14 protein-coding genes and 3 riboswitches are annotated in these 17,538 nt (G+C 41.2%); of the genes, 10 read left to right on the top strand and 4 right to left on the bottom strand.

The features are described from left to right. Nucleotides 1-154: 154 nt before the first annotated feature. Nucleotides 155-613: a hypothetical protein gene (locus tag BW961_RS21200; protein ID WP_068591986.1), complete on the bottom strand. Its 459-nt coding sequence runs from the start codon at nt 611-613 to the stop codon at nt 155-157. Between the two features lie 399 nt (nt 614-1,012). Continuing rightward, entirely contained in the window at nt 1,013-2,302 is a 1,290-nt protein-coding gene (serS, locus tag BW961_RS21195; RefSeq protein ID WP_068591984.1) for a serine--tRNA ligase, read from the bottom strand. A gap of 74 nt (nt 2,303-2,376) precedes the next feature. On the opposite strand from serS, the gene BW961_RS31615 reads away from it, so the two are divergent. The 3 genes from BW961_RS31615 (at nt 2,377) to BW961_RS21185 (ending at nt 4,163) form a co-directional block, all read left to right on the top strand. Further along, nucleotides 2,377-2,511, top strand: coding sequence for a hypothetical protein (locus BW961_RS31615; RefSeq protein ID WP_280175218.1), 135 nt, complete (start codon nt 2,377-2,379; stop codon nt 2,509-2,511). Between the two features lie 372 nt (nt 2,512-2,883). After that, nucleotides 2,884-3,453: an NADPH-dependent FMN reductase gene (gene ssuE / locus BW961_RS21190; protein WP_068591982.1), complete on the top strand. Its 570-nt coding sequence runs from the start codon at nt 2,884-2,886 to the stop codon at nt 3,451-3,453. A gap of 176 nt (nt 3,454-3,629) precedes the next feature. Then, nucleotides 3,630-4,163: a hypothetical protein gene (locus tag BW961_RS21185; protein WP_068591979.1), complete on the top strand. Its 534-nt coding sequence runs from the start codon at nt 3,630-3,632 to the stop codon at nt 4,161-4,163. Nucleotides 4,164-4,254: 91 nt separating this feature from the next. Here the strand turns inward: BW961_RS21185 and BW961_RS21180 are convergent, their stop codons facing one another. Next, complete coding sequence (locus BW961_RS21180; RefSeq protein ID WP_068591977.1) at nt 4,255-5,286, bottom strand: ribonucleotide-diphosphate reductase subunit beta; 1,032 nt, start codon at nt 5,284-5,286, stop codon at nt 4,255-4,257. A gap of 478 nt (nt 5,287-5,764) precedes the next feature. Beyond that, nucleotides 5,765-8,098, bottom strand: coding sequence for a ribonucleoside-diphosphate reductase subunit alpha (locus tag BW961_RS21175; protein ID WP_068591974.1), 2,334 nt, complete (start codon nt 8,096-8,098; stop codon nt 5,765-5,767). Between the two features lie 858 nt (nt 8,099-8,956). Beyond that, nucleotides 8,957-9,200, bottom strand: a riboswitch (cobalamin riboswitch). A gap of 319 nt (nt 9,201-9,519) precedes the next feature. On the opposite strand from BW961_RS21175, the gene BW961_RS21170 reads away from it, so the two are divergent. From BW961_RS21170 to kdpC, 7 genes are all read left to right on the top strand, one after another. Beyond that, the gene (locus BW961_RS21170; RefSeq protein WP_068591972.1) at nt 9,520-9,822 is read left to right on the top strand and encodes an MTH1187 family thiamine-binding protein; all 303 of its coding nucleotides are present in this window, start codon (nt 9,520-9,522) and stop codon (nt 9,820-9,822) included. A 594-nt stretch (nt 9,823-10,416) separates the two neighbouring features. Then, the gene (locus BW961_RS21160; RefSeq protein ID WP_068591968.1) at nt 10,417-11,301 is read left to right on the top strand and encodes a DUF4097 family beta strand repeat-containing protein; all 885 of its coding nucleotides are present in this window, start codon (nt 10,417-10,419) and stop codon (nt 11,299-11,301) included. A gap of 281 nt (nt 11,302-11,582) precedes the next feature. After that, a riboswitch (cyclic di-AMP (ydaO/yuaA leader) is annotated at nt 11,583-11,780 on the top strand. Between the two features lie 133 nt (nt 11,781-11,913). Further along, nucleotides 11,914-12,098, top strand: a riboswitch (cyclic di-AMP (ydaO/yuaA leader). A 122-nt stretch (nt 12,099-12,220) separates the two neighbouring features. Beyond that, complete coding sequence (locus BW961_RS21155) at nt 12,221-12,616, top strand: hypothetical protein (protein WP_068591967.1); 396 nt, start codon at nt 12,221-12,223, stop codon at nt 12,614-12,616. 149 nt (nt 12,617-12,765) lie between these two features. Further along, the gene (gene kdpF / locus BW961_RS31970) at nt 12,766-12,843 is read left to right on the top strand and encodes a K(+)-transporting ATPase subunit F (RefSeq protein ID WP_076576979.1); all 78 of its coding nucleotides are present in this window, start codon (nt 12,766-12,768) and stop codon (nt 12,841-12,843) included. A 50-nt stretch (nt 12,844-12,893) separates the two neighbouring features. Further along, entirely contained in the window at nt 12,894-14,573 is a 1,680-nt protein-coding gene (gene kdpA / locus BW961_RS21145) for a potassium-transporting ATPase subunit KdpA (RefSeq protein WP_068591964.1), read from the top strand. Between the two features lie 17 nt (nt 14,574-14,590). Next, nucleotides 14,591-16,621, top strand: a complete 2,031-nt coding sequence (gene kdpB / locus BW961_RS21140) for a potassium-transporting ATPase subunit KdpB (RefSeq protein ID WP_068591962.1) — start codon at nt 14,591-14,593, stop codon at nt 16,619-16,621. 66 nt (nt 16,622-16,687) lie between these two features. Further along, the gene (gene kdpC / locus BW961_RS21135; RefSeq protein WP_068591960.1) at nt 16,688-17,290 is read left to right on the top strand and encodes a potassium-transporting ATPase subunit KdpC; all 603 of its coding nucleotides are present in this window, start codon (nt 16,688-16,690) and stop codon (nt 17,288-17,290) included. Nucleotides 17,291-17,538 lie beyond the last annotated feature (248 nt).

The following is a 17,538-nucleotide window of genomic DNA, read 5'->3' as shown; positions in this document are numbered from 1 at the left end:
ATTGCTGAATGTGAGGTTTATAATGAAATAAACCGCATATACTGGAATGGTGACAGGTGGGCATTCGCGCTATTTCAGCGTGAAACGCAGGCTAATTGTACAACGTGTGATTATCATAAATCTTAAGAGGGGATTTGCATTTGCAAATCCCCTCTTAAGGTTTGAATATCCAAATACATACTAGAGGAATAATCCAAGCCAGCACAAGGGAGGTGAGAGAATACTTCCGTATTATGCTACTACCGAAGTAGAACAATAGGATCGTACCTAATCCGAGGAGACCCGAAAGCCAAGAGGTACTGATATCATTTACCGCTAGGGAGTAACCAACAATATATCCCCATACAGACAAAACAAATATAGATTTCGACCCTCTAAGAGGGGCAATAATAGCACATAAGGCATCAAAAGTAATGGATGCCATCATAATTATGCCGTACACCCATTGTTCGAGAGAGATCGATAGTATTGAGCTAGAGATGTAATCATGCGTGGCCATATTGATTAGGTTTAATACAAGGAAAGCCATTCCTCCACAAGCAAGCTTATTTATAACGTAGTGCCCGATGTGTAAACGCCACATCATGGGGGAGTATTGTTTAGTCTGCATCATATCAATCCTTCCCTGGTGCGTTCATTAAGTGTCTCTAATCCATCCCTTCATCATAGTCGTAAGCCTATGCGGATGTTCTAGGCATATGCCTAGTTACAATAGACAGTTTACAAGGAATGGAGGTCGCTTTATAGACACAAATAAAGCGCTTACAATATTAACAAATATGCGAAAACGTGATATTATGAAATCGTAAATAAAAGCTAATAGCAATATTAGTCAAACGCATAAATAATAACATAATATATGATGAAGTATATAAAAAAGGGGCACTACGGAAGAAGGCTATCTACCATGGTTTGTGGTAGATAGCCTTTTTAGGATGGATTGAGAGGTGTCGGGTTGTTCTTTGCATATCCTCTCTTGGTGCTAGCCATGTTGGTTATTCATATCTCTGACTTATTGTTGTGTGGTTGGGATTAATCGTTGCATTCCTCCCATATAAGGACGCAGTGCCTTGGGAATATAGATGGAACCGTCCTCGTGTTGATGATTCTCTAGCAATGGAATCAGAATACGTGGTGATGCGACAGCTGTATTATTGAGCGTATGGCAGAATTGTAGCTTACCATCGGCATCACGGTATCTAATGTTAGAACGACGTGCTTGGAAGTCTAACACATTGGAAGATGAATGCGTCTCCCCATAGGCCTGTCGGCTAGGCATCCATGTTTCAATATCATATTGTTTATACGTTTTCTGGGACATGTCGCCTGTGCATACTGACATTACACGATAAGGAAGCTCTAAGAGCTGAAGAATTTCCTCTGCATGACCTGTGATTTCCTGTAATATCTGCTCCGAGATCTCGGCATTATTCGCGCAAAGAACAACTTGCTCAACTTTAGCGAACTGATGAACTCGGTATAGTCCTCGAACATCCCGCCCAGCAGATCCAATTTCTTTACGGAAACAAGCTGACATCCCAGCTAGTCTGATCGGTTCAGTTACATCAACAATCTCATCGCTATAATACGATACTAACGAAACTTCAGAAGTACCGACTAACCACTTATCTTCGCCCGTAATCTCAAACGTCTGATCCGCTCCCGTTGGGAAAAAACCTGTTTTTGTGAGCGCTTCTGGTCGTACCATAACTGGAACGTCCATTGCTGTGAATCCATACTTGGTGAGTAGATCCAGTGCTAATCGTTGAACGGCTAGATGTAAGTATAGACCGGCTCCCTTGAGAAAATAGTTCCGGCTACCTGCCGCTTTCACGCCACGTGGAATATCAATCAGATCATGGCGTTCACCTAGTTGAACATGATCTAATGTCTCAAAGGCGAAGACTGGCGGAGTACCGACTCGTCTAATCTCTACATTGTCAGTATCATCTCTGCCCACAGGTGTGTCGGGAGATACAATGTTAGGAACAGATATCATCCGATGCTCACATTCATCATTAGCCTGAGTTAGTGCAGATTCGTGCAAAGTTAACTGTTGATTGATCTGTCTTACCTGTTCTTTGAGAGGTTCAGTGGAGGTTGGTTGTCCTTGTTGGATGTTTGTAGCGATTGCGTGTGTAAGTCGATTGCGATCAGCTCTTAAATCTTCAATCTGTTTCAGTAGATCGCGTCTCTTTTGATCCCAATCCAGTAAATCGGTGACCGATAATTCTAACCTTTTCTGTTGTGCTGTCCGTTGTACCAAGTCCGGATTCTCCCGGATGAATCGAATGTCTAACATGTCTCACGAGCTCCTTTGTCTAAAAAAATACAAAAAACGCCCTCATCCTTTGGGACGAGGAGCGCTTGCTCGCGGTGCCACCCAACTTGACCGAAGCAGCTTTAGGCAGTCTTCGATCCTCTTGGTTCCGCGGTAACGGACGGATGCCGGTTAACTTAGGGAGAAGATATACCTTCTCTGGTCGCCAACGCCTCACAGTTGGATTCTGATCATAGGCGTAATTTCACTGTTCAATTCTTTGTCGTTTAGTATAGCTTATAAGAAGAGGAAGTTCAATATATAGTTCAAAGCTGAGATAGAAGAGGGCAATACATACTACTCGATATATAGATAAGATAATTGTAGCAAGGGAAATGGTGGATCAAAATGGGTATAAATGCTTGATAAAAGAAGCGCAGATATGTTCATTGTGTTAGCGTTCAGAAGAGCTGTACTCCTAACAATAGTTGCATTTAATCAATTGACAAATGTTGTAATCCTTGTTACGATGATTTAAACATACTATTCTTATCGGATTTATAAATTATAAATTTAAATACTGAGATTCTCATGTAGAGTCTTATGAAAAGGGGAATAAAAACATGGCCAAAATCGTTATTATAAATGGTAATCCTTCGCTTACTTCACGACTTGGTGCAGTTATTGATTACGTGGAACAAGTTCTTGGCGGCTCAGGTTTCGAAGTGAGTCGAATTGATGTAGCCAGACTCCCGACGGATGATCTCATTCATACGAAATTTGAAAGCGAACATATTGTCAAAGCCAACGGGCTAGTGGCAGAAGCAGATGCTGTAATTATTGCAAGTCCCGTGTATAAAGCGTCTTATACGGGTGTCCTTAAGACATTCCTTGATCTCATTCCTCAAAAGGGTCTTGCCGGTAAAATTACGTTGCCTTTGTTTATGGGAGGCAGTCTTGCACATTTACTTGCTATTGATTATGCCTTGAAGCCTGTTCTGTCTGCGCTAGGGGCACGTCACATTCTAGGTGGGGTCTACACGGTAGATTCACAAGTGACTCGTACAGATCAAGGCGGAATGGAAATTGCAGAAGAGTTGCGGACACGTCTGCATGCTGAACTTGAAGAATTGGCAAGTGAAACACGCCTGAGAAGTGAGCATAACCATAAAGTATACGAATTAAAGGTGTAGATGGTTGATTAAATACTGGATCTATTTCTTATATATCCGCTGAAACGGGTGTCGTCCTTCTCCAAGGGTGGCACTCGTTTTTAGTTGTATTGAGAATTCTCATGTCATTCTTTTTTTGCGAAAAAGAGAGACCAAATCGGTTTTCATACGTTATTGTATGAAAGGAGTGATTTACTTTGAAGAAACAATCTAAAACAATGACAAAAGCTGTCGTCGTTGGGACATTGGTTCTAACCTGCTCTCTGTTATTTATGGCATCAGGTTGCTCAACAAGAAGTGATGAGGCTGCTGCTATAAAAGTAGGCGAGAGCTTAAAGAAAATGCAATATGAAATTCAAGTTGCTGATATCGGAACAACGGTAGAGGATAGGATAAAGAAACAAGAAGAATTTAAGCCATTCCTAACGGAGCAAGGATATGTTGCATTCGCAACTAATAGACAAAGCGCAATAGCGTCAGGATATGCAATGAAGAATAAGCTCAATATGAAAGTTAAACACATTGAATTTGAAAATATGAACCAAGATAATATGGAGAAGGACACATTCTCTTTTCGCTATAGTATAGACCTTGAACTTAGCCCTTCAGAATTGACTTCATCTAAGGGCACAAGCGTGGTGACCAGAACAGGACATATGTCAGTCGTTAAACAGGATGATGAATGGAAAGTACTTAAGGATCTTGATAACGGATTCATTGCGGATGAATAATCGGAATTATAGTTGGTGTAAGCAAAAAGGAGGTGGCTCATAAGAGCCCCTCCTTTTTGTTGTGTATAGAACACAAGTAAACTTTGAAAGCTTACAAATCGTCAAATCCGTTATCGTCGCCCACTTTACCGTAGTTACGGGATTTGGCTTCGAAGAAGTCAGTCTTCGTTGAATTGAGCGCATCGTCTGAGAAAGGCTTAATCCAAGGCATACAGTTCACATCTACACCTACATAAGCTTTGTCCATGCCCATGAGTGTAAGACGCTTGTTAGCTGTGTACTTAATATAATTCTCAAGCTCATTTAGATCAATTCCAGCGATTTGACTAAGCGTGTAATGTGCCCAGTTAATCTCTAATTGAACAGCTTCATCAATTGTTCTGTATACATACGCGATGTTTTCTTTCGAGTTAAGCTCTGGGAAATCAACGAGTAACTGCTTGAACACCTCAGCAAAGAAATAGCAGTGTTGATTCTCATCGCGTTGGATATACGAGATCATCTGACTTGTGCCCATCATTTTTTGATCGCGAGCCAAGTTATAGAAGAAGGCAAATGTACTATAAAAGAAGATACCTTCAAGAATTAAATCTGCCACCATAGCGTGGAAGAATGTCTGTGGATTTTGCTCATCACGGAAACTTTGATAAATATCAGCAATGAAACGATTGCGTTCCAGAAGAACCGGATCTTTCTTCCAGTATTCAAAAATTTCTTTCTGCTCCTGATCTGAAACAATGGATGAAAGAACATATGAATATGATTGATTATGGACAACTTCTTGTTGACCAATAATAGCGGAAATCGCTTCTAATGAAGAGTCAGTAAAGTAACGTTTCACATCGCCTACAAACATCGTTTGCATAGAATCTAACACTGCAAGTAATGAAATATTAATCTTGAAGACGCGTTGCTCTTCAGGATCTAATCTTGCGAATTGTTGTGCATCCTTGGACATTGGAATTTCATCTGCAATCCAGTGATTTAATAACAGTACCTTATAAAGTTTATACATATGAGGCATACGAATATCATTCCAGTTCAGAATACCCGAACATTCACCTTCGATAATACGTGTAGATTGATTGGGTGCTTCAGTATTGAAAATTTGTTGCAATTTCATATCTATTACTCCTTTATAAATAAGCTATCTTGTCTATTCGCGAGAGCGAATAGGCAAGGGTAGTAAAATGTATCAGGTTCTCCGCATTCGCGTAGCGAACAGAAGAGGGTCTAAATCTCGAATTCGAGTAGTAAGTATGATCAGTTATGCTCGTAAGATGAAGTAGTTCTTGTTCTACCGCATTTGCGGATCAAACAGGACACGTAGCTCGGCGAAGCAAGAGCTACTCACTCCCACGAAGTTGAGCGGGTCCCCGAAACGCATTCGCAAAGCGAACAGGGGGACTAAGCGCTCCAAGCACGAAACGATCCTCACACATAAGCTCCGAATCCCCTCACTCCACCAAAGAGTTTCGGGTGTCCAGAGGGCAGAGCCCAATGGGGCCCTCCTGAAAGCTTCCCTTGGGAAGCTCACTCCGGAAGCATAAGCTTGGGAAGCGAGGGTTTGGGAGGGATCGAAAAGGTTTTAGTAAGAGATTTTACGAACTGCAGCTGTCACATTCCTCAATCGTCAACGCCCGACTTCTTACATAATAAGTCGATTTCATTCCAGCTTTCCAAGCATGAATGTGTAACGATAGGAAATCCGTTGCTTTAATATCAGGACGAACATATAGATTGAAGCTTTGACCTTGATCCACATGACGTTGGCGAGCAGCAGCCATGTCGATAGACCAATGTTGATCGATATTAAATGCTGTTTTATAGTACCAGATGGTCTTGTCGGACAGATCCGGTGCAGGGTTAGCAATTTTGTAAGTTGTTTTCTCTTCATAAGATAACAATTCATACAATGGATCGATGCTCGCAGTGGAGCCAGCGATAATGGAAGTGGAACCATTCGGTGCAATAGCGAACATCCAAGCATTCCGTACACCATTCTGTTGTACTTCTTGTTGTAGCTCCTGCCACTGTGCAGTCGTTACAAACGGTCCTTCAAGATTACCGTCGGTATAACCACGTTGAGTGAAGTAAGTACCATTGTCCCAGTCAGATCCTTTGAATTTCGGATAATGACCTTTTTCCTTCGATAGCTCCATGCTTGAACGAACGAGTAAATAGTTAATTTTCTCATATAAATTATTGTTATACGTGACAGCTTCCTCAGATTCCCAACGGATACCTTCAAGAGCTAGTAAGTGATGAAGTCCGAAAGTTCCTAGACCAATAGCACGATATTGACTGTTTGTATATTGAGCTTGAAGCACTTCAATGTTATTAATGTCGATAACGTTATCAAGCATACGAACTTGAATAGGTACAAGTCGATCTAATACACCTGCCGGAACAGCACGAGCCAAGTGAATGGAGTTCAAGTTACACACGACGAAATCGCCAGGGATTTTTGAGATAATAATTCTTGTCTGTCCATCTTTCGTAACAAGTTCTTCTTTTTCCACAACAGTTGCGGATTGGTTCTGCATAATTTCAGTACATAGGTTGGAGGAATAGACCATACCATGTGCACTATTCGGGTTCGCGCGGTTTACGGTATCGCGATAGAACATATATGGTGTACCCGTCTCAAGTTGTGATTTCATAACACGTTTCATGATATCAATAGCAGGGACTGTAATACGGGATAATAAAGGATGATCAACAGCTTCAGCATATTTATCACTGAAAGTGCCTTGTCCAAGCTTCTCATCATAGAAATCTTCAAGTCCAAGTGGACGACCGTTGCTATCTGTCCAGCCCATGACTTTCTTAACTTCATGAGGACAGAATAGATTCCACATTCCACGGTTCTCCACAGCACTCATGAACAAATCGGGAATACAAATACCGTGGAATACGTCATGCGCTCTCATGCGCTCGTCACCGTTGTTTAATTTGAGATCTAAGAACGCAAGGATATCCTTATGGAACACATCGATGTAGACTGCGATTGCACCTTTACGAGTACCTAACTGATCTACGCTGACAGCCGTATTGTTTAACTGACGAATCCAAGGGATGATACCGGAACTTGTATTCTTATGTCCACGGATATCTGATCCACGTGCTCTTACTTTACCAAGGTAGACACCGATCCCACCGCCCATTTTACTAAGACGAGCTGTATCTGTGTTGGAGTCGAAGATACCTTCTAAGGAGTCGTCTACCGTGTCGATGAAACAACTGGAGAGTTGTCCAGCTACTTTTTTACCGGCATTAGACATCGTCGGGGTAGCAGCAGTCATATATAGATTACTCATAGCCCAATAGGATTCCTTCACAAGCTCCATACGTCTCTCAGCAGGTTCTTTATGCATAAGGAACATTGCAATGATCATATATCTTTCCTGTGGAAGCTCCATGATGTGTCCATCGAAATCGGTTGTAAGGTAACGTTCTGTAAGAGTTAAAAGACCGATGTAATCGAACAATAGATCGCGCTTGTAGTCAATGAGTTCAGCGAGTTCTTCAATCTGTTCTTTTGTATAGTATTCAAGTAATTCCTCACGGTATATGCCTTTGTGCACCAAATCTGTGATCAATGGGTAAAGGGCACCATAAGGTTCATCTGCATAGGATTTATAACGGCGGTGATGAGCTGCTCTTTTATATAAAGAAGTAAGTAGGGAACGTGCCGCTGCAAACTTCCAGTTAGGTTCTTCTTTCGTAACCAGTTCTAGCGCAGACATGGTAAAAGCATTACTAATGTCTTCTCCTGTAACTTCATCTCTACGTAGCTTAGATAGTACCCCTCGGATCAGTTGCTCCTTATCAAGCATGTCCAATCCTTCTAGAAGGCGATCAGTGTAGATGGAGAGACGGTTCTCATCAAAAGAGAGTTGGCGATTGTTCGGTTTTACTACGGAATGTGGCATAGGTTAGGCGTCTTCCTTTCAATATATGTTTTTCAATTATGGATAATTAAATGTACAACAGTGTGGCATCATCATGTCTTGAATTTTGCCTGAATATCTATAATACGCTGATTTGAACTCTCACGATAGGGGAGATGGGTATTTTTTTTAAGATTCTTTTTAAGGACCAACGATGACAACTTGGTACTGTTGAAGAATACCGTATTTTCGCGAAATTCACGATAGAGATATTATCGCGAATGCCACATATGCCGATCAAATCAACCCATTTATCAGTCGCGGCATCCATTAAGAAAGATGACGGCATGTAGGCCATCACCTTTCTTAGCGGATTCAGGATAGTGATACTACGATAATGCTGAAAGTAGCATCTAAGTTGGCGAAATTAGGCTATAGAGTAGTGTAACCTTTTATAAAATTGCTTGGCAAACGACTTGACGAATTAAGGATATAAATCATGATCTAATTTGCTCAAGAAAACGCCACTTTATTGAGAATTTTGCGGACATTGAAATATTATTGCAACTAAGGCCATGGCGGTGAAGGTGGAATACTACCGCTTCCTGTAATGAAGCCTCGAGATGGGATTTTGTCGAGTGGATTAAAACTTTCTGATTTACTGAAATCATGAGTCGTTGTTTAGGTAATATGTAAAATCTTGTGGACCATTTGCACTGTATAAGATACGTAGAGCTTCTTAAAACGAGATGTTGGAATTTGACTCCATGCGTGAACAGACAATCCATGCCATCAGACAGAAAAAGCACTCCGTAGTGGTGATCAGGACATGTCACAATGTTTCCTGGTTACGTAACCGAAGTAAATAGTAACAAACGCCTATTTCCACGTAGGATTTGTTATGAGTATGTCCAACAGGCAGATATTCTGACTTCCCAAGTTAGCAGCTTCATTGTCTATATATAGACAATAGTACCTTTCCATAAGCAGTACACGCGGAGTCCATTGCTTGCGCTATTCGTCTGCAGTATGCAGCTTAACGGTTGGGATACAGTGGCGGGACCGCGATGGATTTGCACCATTCTTCCCTTTTAAGATCCAAATATGCCGTAACAATCGGATCACCTGTTTTCACTATATTTAGTAGTGCTATATAAATCTAACTCAATATATTGTGTTTGTAAACAGTTAATCGTGAAAATTTAAAATGAAAAAGTGTGAAACTTTTCCCAAGCCCGCTACGACTAACCTTTTGAGTGTTTTGCTAAGCTATATGAAATATTTGTGTCTGTGTTTTGCGAATACTTTATAAATTGGGTAAGATGGATCAAGAAACGAAATGCTTACGAAGTGAGTTTTGTTCCAAAACTTAAGTAAATGCTTACGATGAGAGTTTTGTTCCAAAACTTTAAGTAATGCTTACGAAGTGAGTTTTGTACCAAAACTTTAAGGAGGAAATGAAGATGGCCATTGCTGAGGTTACAATTATACCGATTGGAACGCAGACGACAAGTCTAAGTGCTTATGTGGCAGACATGCAGCGGGTACTCCAAGAGCAGCAAGGAATAACGTACCAACTGACTTCTATGAGTACCATTATTGAAGGACCGCTTGAATTGGTATGGAAGGCGATCGCTACACTCCATGAATCTCCATTTATTTCGGGGGCAGAACGGGTCTCAACTTCTGTGAAATTGGATGATCGACGCGATAAAATTTCTTCTAGTGCGCAGAAACTACAGTCCGTTCAGGACAAATTAAAATAGGAACAATCAATGAGAAGGTAAGAATTACATCGAGTTAAATACGCGGTATTCCAAGGTTTGGGATACCGCGTATTTTTGTTTTTACTATGTGTTTAAAGGTATTACAATAAGAAGTATCGAATTGCATATAATATAATTTTACATATGGATAGAGGTAGCTAATGATTAAGAAATACTTAACAAAATTCCCCTTGTGGTTTAAGATTATTTGGTCCTTAGTAGTTGCAACATACATTATTGTAATTCTGACTAATCAGAATATATTTTTCATGATCGGTGGAGTAATAGTCTTATACACAGCCAATGGATTCAGAGCTTGGAAAAGCCAACGGAGTTTAGCGATCGTATCATTTATATTTACTGTTGTATTTTCGTATATGCTTTATAAATTCTTAATGCTATAAATTAGATTATTATTCTAGCCCCCTTAACAAAGGGGGCTTCTTGATGTTCAGAAATTATCTAAGGTGAAATCATGTGAAATACCCCCGACTCAAGTCCAGTACTTTCCAAGCCCGTGGACTGGTGTTTGAGTTTTCCTTATATTGTATAATATGAAAAAGAATGATTATCGAAGCGGGGGCGTTATTTAATATGAGAAGATACCATAAGCCAATGTTGTTTGCGGGATTGGTTTCACTAGTATTACTGTCAGGTTGTACTAGCAATGCTGGTAACGTGATTCAGACAAGCATTGGAGAGGTAACACAAGCGATTGGGGATACAGTTAAAGATACAGCGTCAGAATTGGGTGATCAGTTTAAAAGAACTGGTGTCCATAAAGAGATATTGCTCTCGCAAGAAGTTAGCAGTTCGGTATCCGTTCTCAAATTGGAAAATGAGGTTGGCAATATCGAAGTGAAGGGAACTTCAGGAGACAAGATTAGCGTGAGTGGGACAATCTGGTCACTAGACAAATCATCACGTGATGACAAATACCAAGAAATGATGGATAATGCCGAAATTACTGTGACTGTAAGTGGAGCTCAGTTGGAAATTAATATGCATCCCAAAGGCGATGAGAAGCTTGATATGTGGAGGTGGGCAAAGAAAGAATATGGATTCTCAAACTTCAGCATTGATTATGCGGTGGAAATTCCAAATACGCTTCATAGCTTTAATATCTCAAGTGAAGTTGGAGAAATTAATCTTAAGAATCTAAACGGTAAATATGATGTTCATAATGAAGTGGGTTCTATAAGTATTGAGGGGGCTCATATCCAAGGAAAGTCTAATGTAGGATCTGAGACGGGTAACATTAAAGTAGCTATCGAACAAATGGATGATGATAGTAGACTCGAAGTTAAGACTGAAGTAGGCTCCATTCACGCTAACCTTGCCGAATCACTTCAAGTTAGCCTGGAAACGGATAGCGAGATCGGATCGATTACAGGAGCTCCTAGAGGCACAAGTGACATCAATGGTGGCGGTCCATTACTTTCACTCTCCACATCAGTTGGGTCAATAACGATAAAATAACCAAACATAACAAAGCGGTATATATAGACATATATAAATATAGACAAAGCCCCCTCATTTGAGGGGCTTTTTTTAGTATTGGGAGATCGGAGATGAATAAATTTACGTAAAAACGAGATATAGGGAGCATTAACGAGCAGCGAGGAGGTAATTATTTTTGTAATCGTTACCATCGATCTAGATGCTTCTTATTTGGTTCTAGGAAGGGATTGAGTCACCTTTACACTAATTTGGGGCGGGTGTATGATTCATAACGAAATACAAATTGTTAATTTATTCAATTGTTAATTTCGCTGAGTTTTCGCTTTGAGGCGGAGAACGGGGGAACCAAAAGTAGCAACTTTTTTTTCGTGTGAGAGTCGGAAAATAAGAAGCTACAGGGGTGAATCTTAGTAAGGGCAATTAGGTCTTTGCTAGGTAGAGCGACTCTCACCGCTCGAATCCGACAGCTAACCTCGTAAGCAAAAGTTGGAGAGAGGAATGATGAAGTTTGTGATCGAACTTACTCGACCATAGAGCGGTGTTAGCTCTTCTTGCAGTTAATAAATGTAACGAAAATGTAAGCCAAGTTAGATTGATTTGAGAATGGGTTATGTAAAGTTTATTGAAAGAATGTCTTGAACGCTGAATTCTGTGTAATTTCTGAAACGGGGGAACCAATCGGAGATGTCTGCTGCGTAAACGCCGGACGTATCCATGGGGTGAATTTCTTAAATACTGTACCAGTACTTAAGAATAGGGCGACTTCCTCGCCCGAATCCGACAGCTAACCTCGTAAGCGTGCAGGGAGAGGCAGCAAACCGCCTTCTGGCTGGTTCATGGGTTTATTTTGTCATGGACTTACTTAGAAGCTCTGGAAAAGCTACTTTTTCGCTGAGCTTCTTTTTTGTTGCCTTTAAACGTATAGGAGGATTTATTTATGGAAGAAGCGATCATTTTGGTTATCGCTCCCAATGAGGACGGACGAAAATTCGTAGACCAATTAATGTATAGAAAAAAATCATTTGCGGTGTTAACTAACAACCGAGCGGAAGAAAAAATGTATCAGAAAATGGGTGTTAAGCATGTTGTTCGTATTGATACGTTTATGACCAAGAAATGGATCGTCCCACAGATAGCTGTAGACAAGATCTATATTTTCGAAAGTAGTCTTAACTTAAGTTGCCGTTATCTTCAGATTTGCCGTCCTTGGACGTCTCAAGAGATTTATATAGTAACCCGATTTTGGAGTCCCCGAGGAATCTATAGAGGGATGGGTGCAGACCACGTTGTATACACAAGAAATGGCGACGTTGGATTTCTACTTGAACGATAGTTGAGAATTAATCAAAAATTCGCATGAGAGAGGGGCATTCCAATAATGATGGATGTCTACATGGTCATCACGTTAATTGTTGCATTCGGCTTATTATTACTGTTCACGCATTGGTGCGGAACGTTGGTCGATAGAGGGGGCGGGGAACAATGATTGTTGTACTTGCATTGACCATAGTTATCTTCATTTACCTAATATACGCGTTAATTAATCCTGAGAAATTCTAGTCATTGTTCATTAAATAAGAAAATTCATCCCTATAAGGAGGATATAAAGCATGGAATTACTGCAAATGGGAATTGTGATTGTTGTACTGCTGTTGCTGGTGAAGCCAGTCGGTACTTATATGTTTCATGTATTCTCCAATGAACCTAACCGAACGGACAAAGTATTCGGTTCAACCGAAAATATCATTTATAAGATCATCGGATTAAGAAATCGTGACAGTATGAACTGGAAAAAATATGTGCTGAGTTTTATAGCTACAAATGCTGTGTTAATCGCCATTAGTTACTTGCTTCTACGTTTCCAAGGAATCCTTCCAGGAAATCCGAATGGTAACGAGAATATGGAAGCATCGCTTGCACTTAACACGATCATCAGTTTTATGACCAATACCAATCTACAGCATTACAGCGGCGAGAGTGGCGTGACTTACTTAACGCAAATGGCTTTTGTTACGATGATGATGTTCACATCGGCAGCATCAGGCGCTGCCATTGCAGTTGCATTTATTCGCGGGATTACCCGCCGAGGAGAAGGTTTAGGTAACTTTTTTCAGGATTTCACCAAAGCAATAATTCGTATCTTCTTACCACTAGCACTTATTGTTACTATCTTATTGGTCGGTTTAAAAGTTCCTCAAACGTTTGACCCGACAGCTACAGTAACAACGCTTGAAGGTGTCGAACAACAAATAACGATGGGTCCTATTGCTTCGTTAGAATCGATTAAACATCTTGGAACGAATGGTGGCGGATTCTTTGGAGCCAACTCATCTCATCCATTTGAGAATCCAAGCCCATTAACGAACGTTATCGAAATATTAAGTATGTGGTTGTTAGCAGCATCACTTCCGTATATGTTTGGTTTGTTTGCCAAAAACAAGAAGCAAGGATGGGTCATTTTTTCATCCATGATGATTCTGTTCTTAATATTCCTAAGCATCAGTTATTCGTCTGAGAAAGCTGGGAACCCGGCGATCAATACGCTAGGGATTGAATCTTCTCAAGGTAGTATGGAAGGAAAAGAGGTTCGGTTCGGCATAGCGCAATCGGCATTGTTCTCTACCGTTACAACGGCTGCGACAACGGGATCGGTTAACAACATGCATGATACTTTAACACCTCTTGGTGGACTTGCGGCGCTTTCTGGAATGATGCTCAACGTCGTGTTTGGAGGTAAGGGTGTCGGGCTAGTTAACATGCTGATGTACGCCATACTTGGAGTCTTTATATGCGGGCTCATGGTTGGACGAACGCCAGAATTTTTAGGCCGTAAGATTGAGGCCAGGGAAATGAAGTTGATTGCACTCGTTATTCTGGTGCATCCGTTTATTATCCTAGTACCTACGGCGCTCTCATTTATGACCGCTTCGGGCTATGATTCCATAAGTAATCCGGGATTCCACGGCTTAACGCAGTCCTTATATGAATACACTTCATCTGCCGCCAACAACGGATCAGGGTTCGAAGGGCTTGCGGATAATAATGTATTCTGGAACGTATCTACAGGACTTGTGATGTTCTTTGGACGTTACATGTCGATTATTGCGATGCTTGCAGTAGCTGGTTCACTAAATGTTAAGAAACCCGTAGCGGAGACGATCGGTACATTCCGTACAGATAACAAGCTATTTATTGGGATTTTGATCGGTGTCGTACTTTTGATTGGGGCACTAACGTTCCTTCCGGTCATTGTCTTAGGTCCTGTGGCCGAATTTTTAACACTCCATTAGAACGAGGTGCTTGAACGATGAGTAATATACGCAAGAGCATGTTCAATGGTGAAATAGCCAAACATGCTGTTAAAGAGAGTTTTATTAAATTAAATCCGATGTTTATGATAAAGAATCCCGTCATGTTTGTAGTTGAAGTGGGAACATTTGTTGTACTGATGATGGTTCTATTTCCAAGTTATTTCGGAACCGAAGATCAACTTGGATTTAATATCAGCGTGTTCTTGATTCTGTTATTTACGGTCTTGTTCGCTAACTTCGCTGAATCATTGGCGGAAGGGCGAGGTAAGGCACAAGCTGATTCTTTGAAAAAAGGGAAGTGGGAGATTCAAGCAACTAAGCGCGTAGGATTGGAGATAAGAATCGTTAATTCTACAGAATTACGTAAAGGTGATGTCGTTATTGTCTCAAGTGGAGAGATGATTCCTGGAGACGGTGAAGTCATTGAAGGATTAGCATCTGTGGATGAATCGGCTATCACGGGGGAATCGGCTCCTGTTATCAAGGAAGCTGGGGGGGATTTCAACTCGGTAACAGGTGGAACACGGGTAGTCAGCGATGAAATCGTGGTGCGGATTACTGCTGATCCTGGTGAATCCTTTATCGACAAGATGATCTCGCTCGTAGAGGGTGCAACGCGTCAAAAGACACCAAATGAAATAGCACTTAATACGTTACTTACTTGTTTGACCTTGATATTCCTAATCGTAGTGGTGACGCTTGCTCCAATCGCCAAACATTTCGAAATTGATCTGCCGATTCCAGTTCTTATCTCATTGTTGGTGTGTCTAATACCAACAACAATTGGTGGATTATTATCGGCAATCGGTATTGCAGGTATGGACAGAGTCACTCAATTCAACGTGTTGGCGATGTCGGGCAAAGCTGTCGAGGCTTCTGGTGATATCAACACGATGATTCTTGATAAGACAGGAACGATTACGTTCGGTAATCGGATGGCAAGTGAATTTATACCTGTAGGTAAAATGTCTAAGAAAGAGTTAGGTTATTGGGCATCCATAAGCTCTTTGAAGGATGAGACACCTGAGGGACGATCTGTCCTAGAACTCATGAGAAAACTTGATTATACCATTGAGGATACACTTGCATCAGGTGGAGAATTCGTTGAATTCAAAGCACAGACGCGAATGAGTGGTATTGATCTCAAAGACGGGCGCCATGTACGTAAAGGAGCCGTTGACTCTGTAAGGAAGTGGGTTGAATCCCAAGGCGGACTCATTCCTGCGGATTTGGAAGATAAGGCGAATGTGATTGCGTCTGACGGAGGAACGCCTCTTGCAGTAGCAGTAGACGGTGTGATCTATGGATTAATTTATTTGAAGGATACGGTAAAACCAGGTATGAAAGAGCGGTTTGACCAATTAAGACAGATGGGGATCAAAACCATCATGTGTACGGGAGATAATCCGCTGACAGCAGCGACCATTGCTCGTGAAGCAGGCGTTGACAGTTTCATTGCGGAAAGTACACCGGAAGATAAAATTGCAGTCATTCGTCGTGAACAAAACGAAGGTAAACTGGTCGCTATGACAGGTGATGGTACAAATGATGCTCCAGCACTTGCACAAGCCGACGTAGGTTTAGCAATGAATAGTGGAACGACGGCTGCGAAAGAAGCAGCTAATATGGTTGATCTGGACTCTGATCCTTCCAAAATCATCGAAGTTGTTGCGATAGGTAAACAATTATTGATGACACGAGGAGCCTTAACAACCTTTAGTATTGCGAACGATGTAGCTAAATATTTTGCCATTATTCCAGCGATGTTTATGGTCGCTATTCCAGAAATGAATGTGCTAAATGTGATGGGCTTAGGTTCGCCACTATCGGCCATACTCTCAGCACTTATCTTCAACGCTGTGATTATTCCATTGCTCATTCCGCTTGCCATGAAAGGTGTTAAATACAAACCTATGGGCGCAAGTAAGTTACTCAGTCGTAATTTACTCATCTATGGACTTGGTGGGGTTGTGGCTCCCTTTGTAGGGATTAAAGCAATTGACCTGATTGTACACTTATGGATTTAAGCCTCAGGAATAAGATGGCATGCGTTAAATGCCATAGACTATAATAGGGAAAGGCAGGAAATAGCAATGAACAATATAGATTCGTCCCATAAGAAGAATTCAATCATAGGTATCGCTATACGTGTCAGTCTCGTAATGATCGTACTTTGCGGTATCATTTATCCCACGGTGAGTACAGGTATAGCACAAGTGATTTTCCCTTCACAAGCGAATGGTAGTATGGTGAAAGATAGAGAGGGTAAAGTGGTTGGTTCCGAGCTCATTGGACAGACATTTACCAATCCTGCATTCTTCCAAGGTCGTGTATCGAGCATTGAGAACAATGGGGCAGGTTCTGGTTCCAACAACTATGCACCGTCTAACCCAGAATTAGTGAAACGGATCCAAGAATCGATGGTTGCTTGGGAAGCCGCTAACCCGGATGTTCCTTTAGAACAGCTACCGATTGATCTAGTAACGAACTCAGGTTCAGGACTAGATCCAGATATTTCACCAGCTTCTGCCAAAGCACAAATACCAAGAATCAGCAAACTGACTGGATTAGATCAAGCTATGCTTCAGGAGTTGGTGGATATTCATACGAAAGAACGTGACTTGGGCGTGTTCGGGGAGCCAAGAGTCAACGTATTGTTGTTGAACATCGATTTGGGGGAAAAAGTTAAGAAATAGTAGAGATGATGGATTACCAAGCTGGATGCATCTGATCTTGGCAATCGATCAAATAAAATAGTGTCTCATCTCATTTATACCTACTTAAAAGCCAAGGCATTTCGGATTTCATCCACTTGTTTTGGCTTTTTTTAAAAGAATATAAGGAATAGCGTATAAGGTTCACTTCATACGCTATTCCTTATATTTCCGCGTAAACGGGTGCCGTCCTTGTAGAAGGATGGCGTAGCCGGTTCTACTTGATTGTA

The sequence above is a fragment of the Paenibacillus macquariensis genome (assembly GCF_900156375.1).
In the GTDB taxonomy this organism is placed as follows: domain Bacteria; phylum Bacillota; class Bacilli; order Paenibacillales; family Paenibacillaceae; genus Paenibacillus_AQ; species Paenibacillus_AQ macquariensis.
The sequence above is the reverse complement of the archived record's forward strand: the minus strand, read 5'-3'. Positions and strand labels throughout refer to the sequence as shown.